20 protein-coding genes are annotated in these 16,499 nt (G+C 47.8%); 16 read left to right on the top strand and 4 right to left on the bottom strand.

Annotation, left to right across the window (positions count from 1 at the left end; genetic code table 11):
• Window positions 1–301: 301 nt before the first annotated feature.
• The 3 genes from SYN6312_RS13915 to SYN6312_RS13905 all read left to right on the top strand — a co-directional run bounded on the left by SYN6312_RS13915 (window position 302) and on the right by SYN6312_RS13905 (window position 2,712).
• A complete protein-coding gene (locus SYN6312_RS13915) occupies window positions 302–1,636 on the top strand; it encodes an alkaline phosphatase PhoX (RefSeq protein ID WP_015125527.1) in 1,335 nt (444 codons plus the stop codon).
• 71 nt (window positions 1,637–1,707) lie between these two features.
• Window positions 1,708–2,232, top strand: a complete 525-nt coding sequence (gene scpB / locus SYN6312_RS13910; protein ID WP_015125526.1) for an SMC-Scp complex subunit ScpB — start codon at window positions 1,708–1,710, stop codon at window positions 2,230–2,232.
• Between the two features lie 6 nt (window positions 2,233–2,238).
• On the top strand, window positions 2,239–2,712 hold the full coding sequence (locus SYN6312_RS13905; protein ID WP_015125525.1) for a DUF4079 domain-containing protein: 474 nt from the start codon (window positions 2,239–2,241) through the stop codon (window positions 2,710–2,712).
• 69 nt (window positions 2,713–2,781) lie between these two features.
• On the opposite strand, the gene cbiD is transcribed toward SYN6312_RS13905, so the two are convergent.
• Both cbiD and SYN6312_RS13895 read right to left on the bottom strand, forming a co-directional pair.
• Window positions 2,782–3,903: a cobalt-precorrin-5B (C(1))-methyltransferase CbiD gene (cbiD, locus tag SYN6312_RS13900; RefSeq protein WP_015125524.1), complete on the bottom strand. Its 1,122-nt coding sequence runs from the start codon at window positions 3,901–3,903 to the stop codon at window positions 2,782–2,784.
• Between the two features lie 31 nt (window positions 3,904–3,934).
• Window positions 3,935–5,671 (bottom strand): EAL domain-containing protein, encoded by a 1,737-nt coding sequence (locus SYN6312_RS13895; protein WP_015125523.1) that lies wholly within the window; start codon window positions 5,669–5,671, stop codon window positions 3,935–3,937.
• A gap of 544 nt (window positions 5,672–6,215) precedes the next feature.
• On the opposite strand from SYN6312_RS13895, the gene SYN6312_RS19515 reads away from it, so the two are divergent.
• From SYN6312_RS19515 to SYN6312_RS13835, 13 genes are all read left to right on the top strand, one after another.
• A complete protein-coding gene (locus tag SYN6312_RS19515) occupies window positions 6,216–6,401 on the top strand; it encodes a transposase (RefSeq protein WP_256377479.1) in 186 nt (61 codons plus the stop codon).
• Between the two features lie 253 nt (window positions 6,402–6,654).
• On the top strand, window positions 6,655–6,996 hold the full coding sequence (locus tag SYN6312_RS13890; RefSeq protein ID WP_015125522.1) for a hypothetical protein: 342 nt from the start codon (window positions 6,655–6,657) through the stop codon (window positions 6,994–6,996).
• Window positions 6,938–7,594: a hypothetical protein gene (locus SYN6312_RS20230; protein WP_015125521.1), complete on the top strand. Its 657-nt coding sequence runs from the start codon at window positions 6,938–6,940 to the stop codon at window positions 7,592–7,594. Before SYN6312_RS13890 ends, SYN6312_RS20230 begins: the two co-directional genes overlap by 59 nt.
• Window positions 7,566–8,516 (top strand): ATP-binding protein, encoded by a 951-nt coding sequence (locus SYN6312_RS13880; protein WP_015125520.1) that lies wholly within the window; start codon window positions 7,566–7,568, stop codon window positions 8,514–8,516. Before SYN6312_RS20230 ends, SYN6312_RS13880 begins: the two co-directional genes overlap by 29 nt.
• 3 nt (window positions 8,517–8,519) lie before the next feature.
• A complete protein-coding gene (locus SYN6312_RS13875) occupies window positions 8,520–8,747 on the top strand; it encodes a hypothetical protein (protein ID WP_015125519.1) in 228 nt (75 codons plus the stop codon).
• On the top strand, window positions 8,744–8,974 hold the full coding sequence (locus SYN6312_RS13870) for a hypothetical protein (RefSeq protein ID WP_015125518.1): 231 nt from the start codon (window positions 8,744–8,746) through the stop codon (window positions 8,972–8,974). The genes SYN6312_RS13875 and SYN6312_RS13870 overlap by 4 nt, the downstream gene beginning before the upstream one ends.
• Window positions 8,971–10,008, top strand: coding sequence for a metal-dependent hydrolase (locus tag SYN6312_RS13865; protein ID WP_015125517.1), 1,038 nt, complete (start codon window positions 8,971–8,973; stop codon window positions 10,006–10,008). Before SYN6312_RS13870 ends, SYN6312_RS13865 begins: the two co-directional genes overlap by 4 nt.
• Before the next feature lie 2 nt (window positions 10,009–10,010).
• Window positions 10,011–11,138, top strand: coding sequence for an ATP-binding protein (locus SYN6312_RS13860; RefSeq protein WP_015125516.1), 1,128 nt, complete (start codon window positions 10,011–10,013; stop codon window positions 11,136–11,138).
• Window positions 11,139–11,141: 3 nt separating this feature from the next.
• Window positions 11,142–12,092 (top strand): hypothetical protein, encoded by a 951-nt coding sequence (locus tag SYN6312_RS13855; protein ID WP_015125515.1) that lies wholly within the window; start codon window positions 11,142–11,144, stop codon window positions 12,090–12,092.
• Entirely contained in the window at window positions 12,067–13,242 is a 1,176-nt protein-coding gene (locus tag SYN6312_RS13850; protein WP_253276364.1) for a hypothetical protein, read from the top strand. Before SYN6312_RS13855 ends, SYN6312_RS13850 begins: the two co-directional genes overlap by 26 nt.
• A gap of 59 nt (window positions 13,243–13,301) precedes the next feature.
• A complete protein-coding gene (locus SYN6312_RS13845) occupies window positions 13,302–13,661 on the top strand; it encodes a hypothetical protein (RefSeq protein WP_015125513.1) in 360 nt (119 codons plus the stop codon).
• 254 nt (window positions 13,662–13,915) lie between these two features.
• Complete coding sequence (locus tag SYN6312_RS13840; protein WP_015125512.1) at window positions 13,916–14,128, top strand: hypothetical protein; 213 nt, start codon at window positions 13,916–13,918, stop codon at window positions 14,126–14,128.
• 41 nt (window positions 14,129–14,169) lie between these two features.
• A complete protein-coding gene (locus SYN6312_RS13835) occupies window positions 14,170–14,421 on the top strand; it encodes a hypothetical protein (protein WP_015125511.1) in 252 nt (83 codons plus the stop codon).
• 532 nt (window positions 14,422–14,953) lie between these two features.
• Here the strand turns inward: SYN6312_RS13835 and SYN6312_RS13825 are convergent.
• Together SYN6312_RS13825 and SYN6312_RS13820 are read right to left on the bottom strand one after the other, a co-directional pair.
• Window positions 14,954–15,700 carry a hypothetical protein gene (locus SYN6312_RS13825; protein WP_015125510.1) on the bottom strand — a complete coding sequence of 249 codons (747 nt, stop codon included), beginning with the start codon at window positions 15,698–15,700 and terminating at the stop codon, window positions 14,954–14,956.
• A 56-nt stretch (window positions 15,701–15,756) separates the two neighbouring features.
• On the bottom strand, window positions 15,757–16,488 hold the full coding sequence (locus SYN6312_RS13820; protein WP_253276363.1) for a hypothetical protein: 732 nt from the start codon (window positions 16,486–16,488) through the stop codon (window positions 15,757–15,759).
• Between the last annotated feature and the right edge of the window lie 11 nt (window positions 16,489–16,499).

Raw genomic sequence — 16,499 nt, 5'->3', positions numbered from 1 at the left:
AGTAGGTCAGACGTAAACTCTATCAGCCAAACGTTCTGGGGGCAAAGAGTTTCCGGGGCAGCTAAATGAACAAACCAGGAACTAAACCAGCAGAACTCATTGGCAAAAAGAGTTTTTGTTAATCTATGACGTAATTAGGTCTGTCTCGCATTGCTATTATAGGGGTTTTACCTTCGGAAGTGGGCTGATGTTATCCCGATAACCAATCTACAAGAGTAAACATTGCTAGGATTTGTTAGGGATTTCAGACATTAGTTACTTATTGTTATTACCCCCTGCGGAAAATCATCTGGAACGCTTTATGACCCTATCTCGCCGTAACCTCTTAACCCTAGGGGTTTTGTCAACTGGAGCCGCCCTATTTCCCCAGGGGTTAAGAAAACTTTATGCCAGGGCTGAGGCCGGACAAACGGTGCAAGGAGCTGGTTTTGGCCCCCTCGTTCGAGATCCCCAAGGAATTCTTGATTTGCCAGCGGGATTTCAATATCGGATTTTCTCTAAATTAGGGCAGAGGATGAGTGATGGTAACCCAGTTCCGTCTTTGCATGATGGGATGGCTGCCTTTCCCGGCCCCAACGGCACAACTATTTTGATTCGTAATCATGAAGTCTATCCAGGCCTGCCCTCTGGCTATCAGTCTGTACTCGCTCCCAACAACTTGAAGTACGACAGCCTTTGTCCGGGCGGAACTACCACCGTCATCATTAGTCCTGAGCGTACCTTAGTTAAGGATTTTGTCTCGTTGGCGGGAACCTATCGCAATTGTGCTGGGGGAACGACACCTTGGGGGTCTTGGATTAGTTGTGAAGAAAATACAGCTACACCTGCCACACCCGGTCAACATGGCCCCGTCAACAAACCCCACGGCTATAACTTTGAAATTCCCGTCACTGCCACGGGGCCTGTTCAACCGATTCCCCTGAAAGCAATGGGCCGATTCCAACACGAAGCAATTGTGGTTGATCCGAAAACGAATATTATTTACCAGACCGAAGATCGGGGGGATAGTCTCTTTTATCGGTTTCTTCCCAAGCAAGTGGGTAAGCTCCAGGCCGGGGGGGAATTGCAAGCTCTGCGGATTACAGGCTATCCCAAAAGTAATACCCGTGATGGTTTTCCCCAGCGGCGATTTTTTGATGTGGAATGGGTAACAATTAAAGACCCCGATCCAGCAGTGGATACAGTCCGGCATCAGGGGTTTGATTTAGGTGCGGCTCAATTTACACGCGGGGAAGGCATTTGTTACAGCAATGGGGAAATCTTCTTTACAGCAACCAGTGGCGGGGATAAACGCTTAGGGCAAATTTGGCGATACCGGCCGGGGGCAACCCGAGATCAAGGCGGCAGTTTAGAGTTATTTGTTGAGTCACCGGGGAAAGATGTGCTGGACTATCCCGATAACCTGATTATGGCTCCCTTTGGGGATTTGATTGTCTGTGAAGATGGTGAGGATAATTTGAATCGGTTAATGGGAGTGACCCCGGAAGGAAAAATTTATACTTTTGCTCGAAATGCCCTCAATGATCAGGAGTTAGCAGGAGTGTGTTTTTCTCCGGATGGTCAAACCATGTTTGTCAATATTTACCATCCAGGGATGACATTGGCAATTTGGGGGCCGTGGTCAAAGCGGGGATAGAAGCAGGGGTAGATCAGGCCTGGGCAAGCCATAATTAACACATCATCGTCTCCAGTTTTTGGCCCGCCCCTATGGCCAGTCTGAAACCTTCTCCTTTTCAAGCATCTGCACCTGAAGAGTCCCCTTCCCTAGCGGCGCGTTTAGAAGCCATTTTGTATCTGAAGGGACAACCCCTGAGCTTGGCTGACTTAGCGACCCATGCCCAATCTGATCGGGATACGGTGGAAGTCGCCTTGATGGATTTAATTGCAGACTACAGTCATCGGGATACGGCCTTAGAAATTGTCGAAAGTGATGCCGGATATGGCCTCCAATTACGGCCAGCGTTTCGGGAGTTAGTGCAAACCTTAGTGCCGGTGGATTTGGGGTTAGCGGCCCAGCGGACGTTGGCCTTAGTTGCCTTGAAGGGGCCAATTTTGCAATCGGAGTTGGTTGAAATTCGCGGCTCAAGTGCCTATCAACACATTCAAGACCTCCTGGAATTGGGGTTTATTAGTCGGCGGCGACCATCCCAAGGGCGTTCCTATCAAGTCCAAGTGACGGAGAAGTTTTATCAGTATTTTCAAGTGGATAAACTGCCTGATTTAGACTCTTAGTTCTTCATGCCATTCCTAATTGCCAAAATCAATCTTCCTTCGTTTCTCTGGTTGTGGCGAATTGCAGCCTGGTCAATGGGCGGTGTTTTGTGCTGTTATTTTCTCTTGACCTTTTCCGGCCTTGGGTTGAGCTATACACGTTTAAAAAAAATAAAGCGGCCGAATGGTTTGAGATTCACCCATTTAATCTTTGGCACAGGCCTGGTCGGGTTAATTTTCCTGTTACTGATCATCGGCTTGATGGGCACTTACGGGTACTACGGTTCTCTGGGACATTCTTGGCATTTAGTCGCAGGTTTAATCGTGGTTGCTCTGGGTGTGGGTTCGGCCATCAGCGCGCTACAAATTCATCCCCAACGGGCCTGGGCCAGACCTTTGCATTTAACCTTGAATGGCTTACTTTTGATTGCTTTGGGAGTCGTGGCCTGGACGGGGTGGGCGGTTGTGCAAAAATATCTACCAGAACGTTGGTGGCTATAGCATCTCGCCGCTTCAGAAAAATTAGGGATAGTAGCTGACCAAATCCTTGCGCAAGTGTACCAATCTGAATCAACCCAGAACTTGAGTATGGATTGCCCGTCCTTGCTCTCCCCACGCAAAAAGTTGTCGCTGCCGATTAAACAGGACACAACCCACTTGAACTTGGACGCTGGTGTGATTGTAAATGTAGGCCTGGGCGCGGGCTTCAATGGCATTAGTAATTTGGGTAAATACTTGCGTTGTCCAAGGAACTTGAGTACTCAGGGTCAGTTCTTCGAGAATTTGATAAGCTGCTTCAATGGTGGGGGCCTGGAAAATGGCCTGTAGAGGTGCGCCAGTCAGGCCAAGTTGGGCACAGTGGGCGGTGAGGATTTCTTGGCGGGCATCAGCCAGGTGGTGATGGGTATGGAAAATGCCGCCAGCGAGTTTAATCAGTTTGCCATGATAGCCCCAAAGTACCAGTGAGTTGACCCCCTGTAATCCAGCTTCCACCAATAAAGGCCCGAGCCAATTGGCGGTTTTGACCTGTAGTTCTGGGGGAATCCCGGCTTTCGTGGCTAAGTCCAGGCCATTTTCACCAATACAAAAGACTAACTGTTTGGATGTTTGGGCTTTTTGGAGCAGCTCTTGGCGAAAGATATCCAGTTGTTCAGGAGCGCTGAGGGCCTGGGAAATCCCAGAGGTGCCAAGCAGAGATAAACCAGAGACGATACCAAAGGCTGGATTGGAAGTCCGCTCTGCTAAGGCTCTGCCCTCGGGGAGAATGATGGTGACAAAGATTTTCTGATCCTGACCCAGAACTTTTTGCAAGTTGTGGAGAAGGAGTTGCTGGGCATAGCTGTAAATGGCAGATTCCCCCGTGGCCTGGTTGATGCCAATCCCTTCACCCCCCTGAATTTTGATGGTTTCTTTTTGCTTTGCCCCAGCCCACTGCACCAGGCCCCAGATGGGAGTGTCTCTAGTTAAGTCTAGATTTGCGCCCGGATTACTGTGGGTAATAGCTAAACTCATCTCCGACCCCAGGCCAGCCACCTGTTGAATGGGAATCTCCACACATTGATCAGGATTGATTAACTCCAAGGTTACGGAAGCATCGGGCTGCTGAGTTTGTAACCATCGCAATGCCGCTACAGCCGCAGCACAGGCAAATACAGGCAATGTATAACCCGATTGGGATGAGAGAGAAGACATAGGTAAAAAAATTCCGGGGCTGCTCCAACCATCATGGCACTGTCAGGGGTGGGCCTGTGAGATATTTTTCTGCAACCATTGCCGCCGGAAGGGGCCGATCAAAGAAATATCCTTGTCCAAACTGACAGCCCAAAGCGAGTAAATAGGCTTGTTCAGATTCGGTTTCAATCCCTTCTGCTACCACATCCAGGCCCAGTTGTTGACTTAGGAGCATGATTGTCTTTACGACCTGATAGTTGGTGGTACTTGGGGTAATCCCAGCAACAAAACAGCGGTCAATTTTTAGGGTGTTAACAGGTAAACAGTGGAGATAACTAAGTGAAGAATAGCCAGTGCCAAAGTCATCAATACTAATTTGAATCTGACGGGCGCGCAGTTGTTGAGTTAAGGCAATTGTAGTTTCGGCATTTTCCATAATGCAAGTTTCCGTAATTTCTAATTTGATATAGGCTGGATTGACTTGAGTTTCCGAGATAATTTGATCAATATCGTCCAGGAGTGTGGGACAGGCAAACTGACGAATTGAAATATTAATACCCATGGTTAGATCTGGATAACCTGACCGATGCCATTGCTGTAATTGTGCACAGGCCTGGCGGAGAATCAATAAACCAACGGGGACAATAAATCCTGTCGTTTCTAAGCAAGAAATAAACTCTCCTGGAGAGACCGTCCCGCGGCTGGGATGTTGCCAGCGAATCAGTGCTTCAAAACCAGAAATTTCTTGAGTTTTTAAACTAAAAATCGGTTGATAATAAATGATGAATTCCTGTCGATCTAAGGCCCGTTGCAGATCACTTTCTAAGGTCAGGCGATGAACAATAGCCAAGTGCATCTGATGATCATATAGTTGATAACTACCGCGTCCTTTTTGCTTGGCCTGGTACATAGCAATATCAGCATTTTTCAAAAGTTCCTCAGGCCCAAGAGTTGAACGATCAGAAAAGGTAATTCCCAGGGATGCCGTCATAAAGATCTCTGCATTCGGCAAGGAAAAGGGGGCCTGGAAGCGATGTTGAATTTCAGCTAAAAATGGTTTTAATTGACTGAGTGAAGCCACATTTAACTTCAAATAGCAAAACTCATCTTCTCCCATACGGGCTAGCAGATCTCCAGGCCCCAATAACTGTCTTAACCGAGTGGCGATAGCGGTTAATAACTGATCTCCCACTAAATACCCCAAGGAACCATTGACTAACTTAAATTCATCGCAATCTAAAATAATGAGGGCAAATTCTGCTGAGTTAGAGATTTGAATATTGTGGATGCTGCGGACTAGGGCGGTGCGACTGGGTAATTGAGTCAGGGGATCTTGATTGATCATCTGTTGCAGATCTGCTGTCCGAGCCTGAACCGTCGCTTCAAGGGTGGCATTAAAGCTTGCTAAATCCTGATATTGCTGACGAATCCGTAACATAGATTGCACCCGCGCCCGTAACTCCATCCGGTTTACAGGTTTAGTCACAAAATCATCAGCACCAGCATCTAGGCAACGAAATAGATCCTGTTTACTACTGAGGGCTGTCACCATAATGATTGGTACGCCTTCCCATTGACTGGCTGCTTTAATCCGTTGACAGACTTCCAGGCCCTTTAAGCCCGGCATCATTAAATCCAACAGAATGAGATCAGGATTGTAGCGTTCCAGGCCAGAGAGAGCGGTTTGCCCATCAGCCGCATAATGGAGACAATGATCTTGATCGGCTAAATACATTTCAATCACGTCATAGTTATGCGGATCATCATCCACAATTAAGATGGTAGCCATAGTTGTCCCTGGAGGCGGCAGGTGAATATCGGCCTAGTTAAGGTTAGTATTACTCATCTGGTTTATAGTAGTCGATGTTTTCTGATGAATTTTCATAGTTTTAAGATTAACTAAAGAAATCCAATTCAGCAAATTAATAATCGGTTGTCAGATGGGACAAAATCTGTAAGGCTGGAGTTGCGGGGCGTGATAAATGTACTCTTGGATACTTTTTCTTTATATCGTTCTATAGCATTACAGTCATCACTCCAGAACCATTGAAGTCTTACCTGTAATTTTAGTCTGTTAATTTTGATTAATGGTTGTTTAGAAGTTCGGCAAAGTACCAATGCCAGGCTCCTAATTTGACGTTTAGCCATAATCCTCAGGCCTTCAACGGTCTCTAATGTTTTTGAATGGTAGTTTCAATATGTTTTTGATGCGATTGACTTAACGCTGTCGGATTACGATCAATTTTGCGACTACACCGCCTTTTCCAAATGTTGCTAGGCTTGATCCTCGTCAGGGGTTAACTAATCTTCGGCTGGGTCAACTTTGCTTAAATGTGTTATCTCTAAACCTTCGCCCTACTAGTGGGGTGATGGAAGGGATTAATAATAAAATTAAGGTAATTAAGCGTCAGGCGTATGGCTCTACAAATTTTGGACATCTACCAATGGGCCTGATGGCTTGTTTTTCTCATTGGTCTTACCTATCACCCTCTTCTCAAGAGAGCCGATTTAATCTCTAATTTTGCCACTAAATGACCGTTGGGGAAAAGCAAAACAAAGCCCCCAAAAGGAGTCTGAGGGCTGAACATATTCATAGATAAGGGACGGGACTGGTGGGAGTCGAACCCACGGCCTAGCACTTAGGAGGCGTTAATGACAGTTATAAATATCCTTTAATAATAAGGCTTTAGAATCACCAGATAAATTATGGCCCGTTTTTTGGCCCGATTATAATTTCTGGCTTAAAATATAGCCAGTTTTGAAGCGCTATTTATGTTCACAAAACTCAATCAAAAGAAACTCAGTCAAGGGCGGCAGACGCGAGAGCGAATCCTGAGCGTTCTTGAAAATCAGGAGGTCTGTGATCGCAATACCCTTTGCAAAATGACAGACCTTTCTTATAGCCAGGTGAGAGTCCAAACCGCTAACCTCGTCCAGTCTGGAATTATTAAATCTTTCATCATCAACAAATCCCGCTTTTACAAACTCGTCGGGATCATCCTCCTACTCGCAAGCACTATCGAAATCGGTATCCATATCTTTGAGGCGAACAAGCATGAACAACACGCCCTGGCAGCAGATTACATTGGGTCAGATTTACCGATCTACCCTTAATACTCTCGAACGGTGGGGAACTGCAATCCGACATAAGGCAGAAACCCTCATCCAAACCACTATCGAACCCGCTTGGGAAGCCGTTAAGGCCTTTGGTGATGACCCCATCCCCCTTCTCCCACCCGCTAAACTCCAACTCATGCCTGCAAGGGATGATAAAGAACCACAACCTCAAGCTCGATTCCTACCACAAGCCACATTAGAACAACACCGGCCCCATAACCCCCATTGGTGGCTTCCCTTCCTCCAACACTCTTTTATCCCAACCGAACTCGAAAAGCCTGACAAAAAATCTAAACCTAAACCCAGACCCAAGCCCAAGTCTAAACACGAGGCCTATCAAGAACGGCAACGCATCATCGAGGAGACTCCCATACCCTTTGAGTTCCACTGTAACCACAGAAAGCTCTGCGACCTCCGCCGTAGGCGCACCGTCTTTGGCCTCCTCTACATCGCTTGGCAGCACAACAAGCTTCGCAAGTATGACGAACTCATAACCTTCGTTAAAAATCAAACCGGGAAAAGTTGCTCCAGTTCTATGGTCGCTGAATTTAAGAGGTTTGTTAGCAGTGGCAAAATCTATCAGACGACACATTAAAAACCTCAAAGACGGTACCAGGCGACTCTATACCTACGCCGTTGACCAAGTAACGGGCGAGTCCGAGTCACTTGGAGCCGTAAATATCACATCAGAAGAATCCCTTCCTAGCCGTCTGTATAGACGATCAATTTTCGATCACATCGTTGCGTCACTAAAAGCAGACAGCAGCCTCCTGGTCGTCAGCGAAGTTGGAGTCGGAAAGAGCTACCTAGCCGAAAGTGTCCACAAGCAATTAACCGATGAAGGCTTCCGTTGTTGCCTCATTACCCCCAATACCGTCAGGGTCAACATGATGGAAATCGCTGAAACGCTCGGGATAGATACCTACAACTTGGAAGGGAAACGGATGAACATCCAAGAACTACAGGATGCCGTTCTTCAGTGGTTGCAAGATAACCTGGCCTTCCTCATCTTTGATGACGCTCATAAAATAGCCGCCACATTCCGGTACTGGCTTGAACGGTTACACAAGAAGAATCAGCATATCCTCCTGTTCGCCACCCACCCGCCGCCCAAAGACATTTTCATTCGGCTACCCCGAATCGAACTGCCACCGCTCGAAAATAAGTGGATTCGGCAAATCATGTATGAAACCGCCCAAGACCTTGGCATTGACTTAGACCCTGCCAAGGTCGCTGAACTTCAAGAACGATGTGGCGGTAATCCGATGTTGGCCAAGCGAGTCGTCAAGGAAGAATATCTCGGTCTGGATGACCTATCGCCCGACCATACGCAATGGATAGACGGGACTCCATTCCTGATAGCTGTCATGCTGTGCTTTGTCATTGTCCGCTTCATCGGCCTTGGCTTTAATAGCACCAGCCTTTACCTCATGGGCGGCATCCTCACCGTTACAGTCGGTGTCGTGAGACTGCTTGTGACCGCTATGCCAAGAAAATCAAGACACTTGGGGCGATGAATCATGGAAACAGTGCTGTTCTGCCAAGGAAGCAACCTACCAGAGTCTTACAAACAACTACTGACCAAAACACTGCTTGAAAAATATTATCGAATACGCGGTAATGCGCCCCTGCTGTCGCGCCCCTACCTCAAAGTTTGGGAGATAGAACTAGAAGCCAAGACCAAAAACTGGAACGCCAAGATTGTCGATAAGTCCTACCGGGACATGAATCTAGGAGAAGTGCTATGACCCTCATGCTCAAATACAAACCCGGAACGACCATCGAAACGGTAGAAACGGTCAAACTCACTGTCACCGTTGGCTCGTCTGATCCCCTCAAAAACCGAATGGCAGTGGCCGAAGGCGTGATGAATGCCCTCATAGAGCAAATGTCTGGCCAAGGCATTGTGTCGTTTGATGGAAAAAACGAAGGCTACACCACCTTAATCTGCGTGGAGATGGAACCAGAGTCATGAAGTCCATCACTCACGCCGTACTCGCTGCCACATCAGTCGCAGGGATATTGGGAAGTAGTAACCCAATCATCCTGTTAACGGCAGCAGTCGCTTCACAACTCCCTGATGTGGATACCAGTAAATCATTGACAGGTCGCATCTTGTTCCCAATCAGCATGACCTTAGAACGTCAGTTCCCGCATCGCTCTGTCACTCATAGCTTTATCGCAACCGCAATCGTGGCCGTCATCCTTAGCCCCGTCCTTCTGATCAACGGCACAGTCTATGCAGCCTTAATGATTGGATACTTCATGGGCTGGTTTGGTGATGTCTTCACTAAGACTGGAGTGGCCGCCTTCTATCCCAGTCAAGCCAGACTGGTGATCCCAGGCAACCCGCACTTACGCCTGGGAACAAACTCAGTTGCCGAAGCATTTGTCTTTGCCTTTATCTTGTCCATCGGGATACTGATCCTCAACATCAACTCCCAAGGCGGTATCGTCATGGCCTTTAACCAGTTCCTCGGACTACCGGAAGGCGTGATCGAAGAAGTCAACTCCAAAGGACAGAACAATATCCTCTATGTCGAAATTTCTGGGAAGGATGAAGCTACTCAGCAAAATATCAGAGACAAGTTTGAAGTTGTCCAAGCTCTAACGGGTAGCGACCTACTGGTACAAAGTGAGGGCGGTATCCTTTACCGAGCCGGACGGTCTCAAAACGCCCAAATCAAAATCGGCAGTATCCGGCTCCAACGTGGCCCAGCCGTGACCAGTGAAAGCAAACAAGTTCAACTGGAAGAACAACCTATCTCAGACCTCAACTTAGACCAGTATCCAAAACGGACTTACCTGACCGGGACGGTTGCAGTCGCCGATAGCGAGAGCCTAAACTTAATCCCGTTGATCGACCGATATAATCCGGTCACGTTTCAACCCACCAGGGATAACACAGGCATCCTCAGATTGAAATCTGCTAGACCGCAAGATGTGGCCAACATCAGTGCAGATGTAACTGGCAATATTCTCATCCGTACTGTTGTTCCCAAGGAGTAACCATGCCCCCCCGTACTTTGCCAAGCCCACGCTTAGTCCCCTTTCAAAAAACGTCAACATCATCAGTGACAACCCTCAATAGCAATGGCATCCATTTGGGTACAAACACCCACTGGAACTACAACGACTTACCCAATGGCCATGTTGCAATTATTGGAGCCAGTGGCAGTGGCAAAACGCAGACGCTCAAAGCAATCGCTTGGGAGCTTTTCAAAAAGCAAGAATGCCAAATCATCATTGTTGATTTTCATGGCGACCAGTACCTACCCCATGAGAAACATATCCCGCTCCATGCCAACAGTGAGTACGGCATTAACCCACTGATGCTCAACCTTGACCCGGAAGGCGGCGGCCCTAAAATCCAAGCTATTACGGTCGGTCAAATCCTGAAACGTAACCTACAGATTGGCCCAAACCAGGAAGGTCTAATCCTTGATGTTCTAGGGGAACTCTATGCCCGATTCGGAATCAAAAGTGTCGAAACCTGGCGGAATGAACCACCCAACTTCAGCCATGTCCAAAACGAACTGGAGCAACGCTGCAGGGATGGTTGCAAAGAGTCGCAGAAGCTGAAGCTAAAGTTAGCGGCTACCTTCACTTATGGCATTTTCAATCGGACTAATATGCCATTTAACCATCCACTCATTCGGGTAGATATGCAGAAACTACCCCCAGAAATCGGGGCGATTGCCGCCGAAAGTCTGGCCAAGCAACTGATGGATAACCATCGCCTCTATGGTGAAGCTGCTACCCCTAGAACATTCATCTTCATTGATGAAGCCAAGGAACTCAGTAAGTCTCCTGCCCTGGATCGGATTGTCTGTGACGGGCGTAAGTACGGCCTGAATCTTGTCGTAGCTAGTCAGTCGGAGCGTCACCTTAGCCCAGACGTTCTCAGTAATACAGCCACCAAGATTGTCTTGCCTGTGGATCAGGTCGAGGTTGAGAAGGTAGCCAAAAAGTTTCGCTTTGCCGCTACGAGAGTCTCAGCCCTCAAGCCCCTGCAAGCCCTTGTCCGCTTTGGGAATGATGCGAAACAGACCGACATTATTCCTTACTACCAACGGGCAGAGCAACATTCCCATGACGTTATCCCAATCGAACCCACTCTCTTACCATTGGCAGAGTAAACCATGCTAAAGTTCATTGCCAAAATTACCCTCGGTCAAATTGTGAATGGCTTAGTTGCCATCGGTGCAATCTCGGCCACCCTATTCGTGATGAGCCATACGATCATCATCCCTAATATCTCCATCGCTCAATCAGCAGATGAAGATATGGACGAACCCCCGACAGACACAACGGAACCAATAGACCCAGGAACGGAACCACAGGGAACACGAACCGAGAACCCAAAGCGGTTCAAAATCCAACTCTCCATCACTGACCCAAGCGACCTCAAGGTGCGGCAGGGCGACACGATCCAACGAAATCAAATCCTCGCTGATCGGGCCAAGGCCAAGGAGGTACTCACCTACCGGAAGCAGCAACTGGCCGTCCAAATTAACCGGATGCAAGCCCGACAGGTAAACCGACCCCAACCCATGACAATCCGGCAACTACCATCCCCCGACTACCTATCAGAGCAAGCAGATGTTCAAAGAGCGCAACTCGAACTAAACCAAGCCCAGGAAGCTCTTAACCAGCAACAACGGAAAATGGGCGTTCTACAAACAATGGGAGGCGAAGTTCCACCACCAGTCTTAGAGCATGAGCAGCGACAGGTCGAAATTGCCAAGGAAATGGTCAACAACAAAGTCGCTGCGGTCAGTATGGCCAACGCTAAGTTAGTCAGAGCGCAACAGCAACGCCAATACACCGAGTACCAGCACCAGTTAGAACTGGCCAAGCTCCAAGCCCAATCCCAACAATCCCAAATAGATGCAGACCGTGCGGTTCAGGAACAGACGTTCCAACTTGCCCAACTGCAAACCCAGAAAGACCAGATCGAAAGTCAATTACAATCCCTATCCACTGTCAGGAGTCCCTATGCAGGTAAAGTCACTCGTATCCGTTGGCTTGAGCAGTCTGATACTAACATTCGTGTTGAGCTTACCCTTGACATCCAAGGCACAGCCCAATAGCCAACCCGCTGAAGCTGAAGAACCAGCAGTCATCACAACCGATGATGATGGCGGTGGTGGCGAAGTCGCACCACCCACCCTTGATGAGCCAGAATCCCCACCCCCCACCCCAACCAGTCCAGGGTCAACAACCAGACCAGCCCAACCAAGCACACGGCCGGTTAACATTCCCGTCCCAAGTGGTGTGAGGCCAAGTACAACAACCATGCCAAGTGGCGGAACCATACCAGCCAGAACGCCAGTCGCTGCGCCACGACTGCCTGAAAATCCATTTCAGGGCGGACAAACCGCTGCCAGCATGGAGGAAGTGCTTCGGTTTCAGTTCAATAACGACCTATGGCAGGGCATACTCGGCGGCCTTCCTTGCCTGGACAGTACCCAGGAATGTGTAAAGCGGCTGCAAGAGTTAGCGATTGCTCGCTCTCCAATCCTGAAGGAAGTAGATGCCCGGATTGAAGAAGCCAATACTCGCATCCAAGAAGCACAGAGCAATAACCAGAAGCTCGTTAACTTAGAGGTCTTTACCCCTGCACTTCAGAGTTATCTCAGCTTTGATGCTGGGCCAAGTGCCAGACTCGGTACCACCCAGGTCGTCACCGACCCATTCACCGGACGACAAACAACCGTCACCACATCAGGGCCAACCGCTGAATCGCCCTTCGATAAGATTGGCCGTCTGTTTACCGGCACAGGGATTGCGGAAGCTCTCAGCCTCATCGGTATCCCACTCATCACTAACTTATTTGGTGGCTCACAAGCCGCTGCTACCCGCAGCCTCGCCATTGGCGACCTCCAAATCAAAGTCGCTGAACTGCAACGCAACCGAGCAGAACTGGCCGGTCGTATCCGAGATAAGGTGACGCTCGATGTTCTTGCTTTCGACCAGTTCAAACGAGAGTTTCAAGCAACCCAGGAACTCGCTCGCCGTGAGCAAACACGGCTCAAGCTCTACGAAGTTACCTATCGCTACGGCGCAGGGTCAACTGATCAATACCTCAGCCGTGTCAACCAAGCCGACCAATACACCAGCAATGCCTTCAAAGCCTGGGCCGCTATGCGTAAAAACTTAGAGCAAATCAAAATCCTTACCACTGGTGAAAATCAACTGAACCCAGATGCTCAACTGCGACCGGCTGAAGAAGCACTATAAACAACAGATCAAACAAAAGTCCTACGGGATAACAACCCCAAAAAGTAGGATAAAAATCCATGATTCAACCAACCCGTGAAAACTTTGAGAAAGCAAGGAAAGGTCTGATTGCTGAGGGATACAAGCATATTTGCACCGTCATGAGTGGAGATAAAAACAAAGGACTCAACTACGGGACGCGGTTCTTAAATCCAACCAGCCATGAAGTCCTCTGGCTAAATAAGGATACCCTTAGTTCCATCCTGTTCCAGTTAGCCAAAAGCAAGCTGGCCAAACACGGCTATAAACTATGTTTGAATTACTCAGGCGAAAAGGGTGAGTACAACTCCATCTACACCCACGCATCAAAGCAACCCGTCACACTCAGCACCGAGTCGGTTGCATCTATCGTTTCCGAAGACCTTGAGCAAGGTAGGTAAAAAAACATGGCAACCTGTATTGATCCAAAGCTCAAGCATTACTCACTTTGCCAGAGAAAGAAGCCGAAGCAATCTTAACCGATACGTCACTGGTAAAAACCTACTTATCAACAACAGCAGCAGAAAACGCTTTGCAGAAACTTAGAAATAAATAAAGGAGCCGCCCCTTTTTAAGCCCCGGCACCCCACCCAATAGAACAGTCCAATCAATCGAAAAAGGAATACTATATAATCAGTCACTTCGAGATTTATTGATGGACAGACTTATTCATCAAGTGCAACTCAGCACCAAAGAAATGAACCTGATCATCAATGTCCTGAATGGATACCCAAACCACAGAATCATTCAAGAAAAACTCGAAAAAGCATTGGAAAGGGCAAAAGAAGCCGAAGTGAAAAATAAAGAAGAAACAGAAGAATTTGCTGCCCTTCTAAAACGATACTTTCCACAAGAAAACGTTAGGTAAAAGCAGTCCTTTGGCGGCAGCGTAAATAACGTGGAAGCCAAATGAAAGCAAGACCAGGAAACAAGATCAAGCTAAAAAAACCACCTCAAGAAAGGTATGAGTTTGGTGTTGTCGTCACTGTCTGGAGTGGCGGAGTAACCGCCCATATTTACGATCAAGACGGTCAACTCTACCTAGCCCCTACAGGTATCCCCGTCTATAAAACCTTCATGGAGGATGAGTTTCATCTTCTCCACGATGACGGAACATTAGTGCAAATCACAAAGGAACTTACCAGTGGCCGCACCAACTAAAGAAAATCCTTGACGATGAATAAAAACATAATCTACTATCACGGCGTTGCATGGATGAACCCTTATACCCAACCGCCGAATAACTTACCAAGGCGACTGCTTAATGTCAGAAGCACTCAGCACAGAGCAACATTAAAGCTTAAGAGTAAAATTGACAGAATCCTTGACAGACTACGAGACAATGGCATCACAGGCTATTGCCAAACATGGTCATACGAAACAATCAAAACCCGCCAGTGGTCAGAAGAAGCAAAACAACGAAATCGGCTGAAACGACTTAGAACTCGCTTACAGAAGCAATTCTCGATCCCACAGATGCTTGAAGAAGAAGTAAATAAGGCTATCAACCGAAAACCTGAATACTATGGTTTGTAATCCTTCTGAACCTTGAAAAATATATCTGGGTCTGGAATATGTGACCCCGTTAACAATCCCAACGGCAATGCCCCTAGAACAAATCCAATCGCCATGTGCAAGATAAAGTAACGCATAGAAAAAGGGAGGGTTTAATCCTCCCCAATAACAGTAGGAATCAGTTAGCAGGAACAAACAGGGTGTAAGAAGTCTCGCCCGTCTTATAGCACTTGGGCGGGTAAGCAGTGGATAAGTTGGAAACCTGATACACCGTAGAAGCAAGCTTGAATGTCTCAGGCAAAGGTGATGTAGCTGTTTCAGCAAATCGGACAATGCCACAGTTATTCGCCTTGTACTTCCGCTCCAGAAAACCACCAACAATTTGAATCGGAGTTAGCTCCCAATTCGGTACACGAACCCAAAGCTGCCGCTTACTACCAGGAACCGGATTATCATTCTGGTCAACAGGTGTAAACATCAGTAGATCAACACCATTGATCTGTGACTGAGGAATAACAGTCATCCGCTCAGTTCCATAAACACCCATCAAAACCCTGGCCCCATTCACAAAGGAACACCGACCGTTATAAATAGGTTCAACATCAAGCAGATTGCCAAGGTTCACACCACCACGACGAATCTCCGGTTGATTGCCAGTAGCCGCAAGATAGGCATTAAAAGGCTCCTGAAACTCACCAATCCCATCGCTAGAAAGTAAAGCGTAAATGTCACTGCCAACCGAACAAGAACCACGAACCGTCTTGGTTACGCCCTGAAGCTCAACAGTCACTTCCTGCCCTGGACTGAATCCAGTAATATTCACCTCAGACCGATTAGTCGTGGGATTCATAAACTTAGTCGGTTGGGCTAATGCCACCAATGGAAGAAAAACCCAGAAAAGTGAAAGGGATAGAGTCTTAAGCATAGGTTCACCTACACAAAAAAGCGGCCTATAGCTAGGCCGCAGTGAGATCACAACTATTACTGAGCCGGAACAAACAAAGTGTAAGAAGTCTCGCCAGTCTTATAGCACTTGGGCGGGTAAGCAGTGCTTAAGTTAGCAACGGTGTAAATGGTAGAACCAACTTTGAAGGTAGGAGCTAAAGGAGCAGTCTCAGTTTCTGCAAACCGGACGATGCCACAGCTATTCGCCTTGTATTTCTTCTGTGTATTCCCACCAACGATTTGGACTGGTACTGCATCCCAGGTAGGAACGCGTACCCAAAGGGAACTCTTACCCGTTACATTACCTTCAGCATTCACCGTTGAGGTAACAAATAAAGGGCCGTAGTTTCCAGTCACAGGTACAGCCTGTCCCTGTGCGTTGGGGGCAACGAACACGCGAGTACCGTTAACAAAGGCACAACGGCCATTGGTCATACCTTCCTCAGAACCCCAAATATTCTCACCACCATTCACTTTGATGGCAGGGGTACCACCCGCAGTAGCAAAGGCTTCAAAGGGCTGGTTAATCTCGGCCGCAACATCGCTGGAAACCAAGGCATACCGATCCGACCCAATCAGGCAACTCGCTTTTACCGATTTAGTCACACTCTGAAATTCGATAGGTACTTCCTGACCAGCCGTAAAACCAGTGATATTTACCTCGGCACGGTTGGTTGTAGGATTCGTAAACTTAGTCGGAGCCGCAAAAACCGCAGTCGGTAAAAGACTGAGCAATGCAGTAAGGACAAAAATACGATTAAACATCATCAACTCCTAAG

It is taken from the genome of Synechococcus sp. PCC 6312 (assembly GCF_000316685.1).
In the GTDB taxonomy this organism is placed as follows: Bacteria; Cyanobacteriota; Cyanobacteriia; order Thermosynechococcales; family Thermosynechococcaceae; genus Pseudocalidococcus.
The sequence above is the reverse complement of the archived record's forward strand: the minus strand, read 5'-3'. Positions and strand labels throughout refer to the sequence as shown.

Bases quoted from the DNA above. Each gene is read 5' to 3' on its own strand.
- SYN6312_RS13915 (WP_015125527.1), top strand. From the start codon at position 302: ATGACCCTATCTCGCCGTAACCTCTTAACCCTAGGGGTTTTGTCAACT.
- scpB (WP_015125526.1), top strand. From the start codon at position 1,708: ATGGCCAGTCTGAAACCTTCTCCTTTTCAAGCATCTGCACCTGAAGAG.
- SYN6312_RS13905 (WP_015125525.1), top strand. From the start codon at position 2,239: ATGCCATTCCTAATTGCCAAAATCAATCTTCCTTCGTTTCTCTGGTTG.
- cbiD (WP_015125524.1), bottom strand. From the start codon at position 3,903: ATGTCTTCTCTCTCATCCCAATCGGGTTATACATTGCCTGTATTTGCC.
- SYN6312_RS13895 (WP_015125523.1), bottom strand. From the start codon at position 5,671: ATGGCTACCATCTTAATTGTGGATGATGATCCGCATAACTATGACGTG.
- SYN6312_RS13890 (WP_015125522.1), top strand. From the start codon at position 6,655: ATGTTCACAAAACTCAATCAAAAGAAACTCAGTCAAGGGCGGCAGACG.
- SYN6312_RS20230 (WP_015125521.1), top strand. From the start codon at position 6,938: ATGAACAACACGCCCTGGCAGCAGATTACATTGGGTCAGATTTACCGA.
- SYN6312_RS13875 (WP_015125519.1), top strand. From the start codon at position 8,520: ATGGAAACAGTGCTGTTCTGCCAAGGAAGCAACCTACCAGAGTCTTAC.
- SYN6312_RS13870 (WP_015125518.1), top strand. From the start codon at position 8,744: ATGACCCTCATGCTCAAATACAAACCCGGAACGACCATCGAAACGGTA.
- SYN6312_RS13865 (WP_015125517.1), top strand. From the start codon at position 8,971: ATGAAGTCCATCACTCACGCCGTACTCGCTGCCACATCAGTCGCAGGG.
- SYN6312_RS13860 (WP_015125516.1), top strand. From the start codon at position 10,011: ATGCCCCCCCGTACTTTGCCAAGCCCACGCTTAGTCCCCTTTCAAAAA.
- SYN6312_RS13855 (WP_015125515.1), top strand. From the start codon at position 11,142: ATGCTAAAGTTCATTGCCAAAATTACCCTCGGTCAAATTGTGAATGGC.
- SYN6312_RS13845 (WP_015125513.1), top strand. From the start codon at position 13,302: ATGATTCAACCAACCCGTGAAAACTTTGAGAAAGCAAGGAAAGGTCTG.
- SYN6312_RS13840 (WP_015125512.1), top strand. From the start codon at position 13,916: ATGGACAGACTTATTCATCAAGTGCAACTCAGCACCAAAGAAATGAAC.
- SYN6312_RS13835 (WP_015125511.1), top strand. From the start codon at position 14,170: ATGAAAGCAAGACCAGGAAACAAGATCAAGCTAAAAAAACCACCTCAA.
- SYN6312_RS13825 (WP_015125510.1), bottom strand. From the start codon at position 15,700: ATGCTTAAGACTCTATCCCTTTCACTTTTCTGGGTTTTTCTTCCATTG.
- SYN6312_RS13820 (WP_253276363.1), bottom strand. From the start codon at position 16,488: ATGATGTTTAATCGTATTTTTGTCCTTACTGCATTGCTCAGTCTTTTA.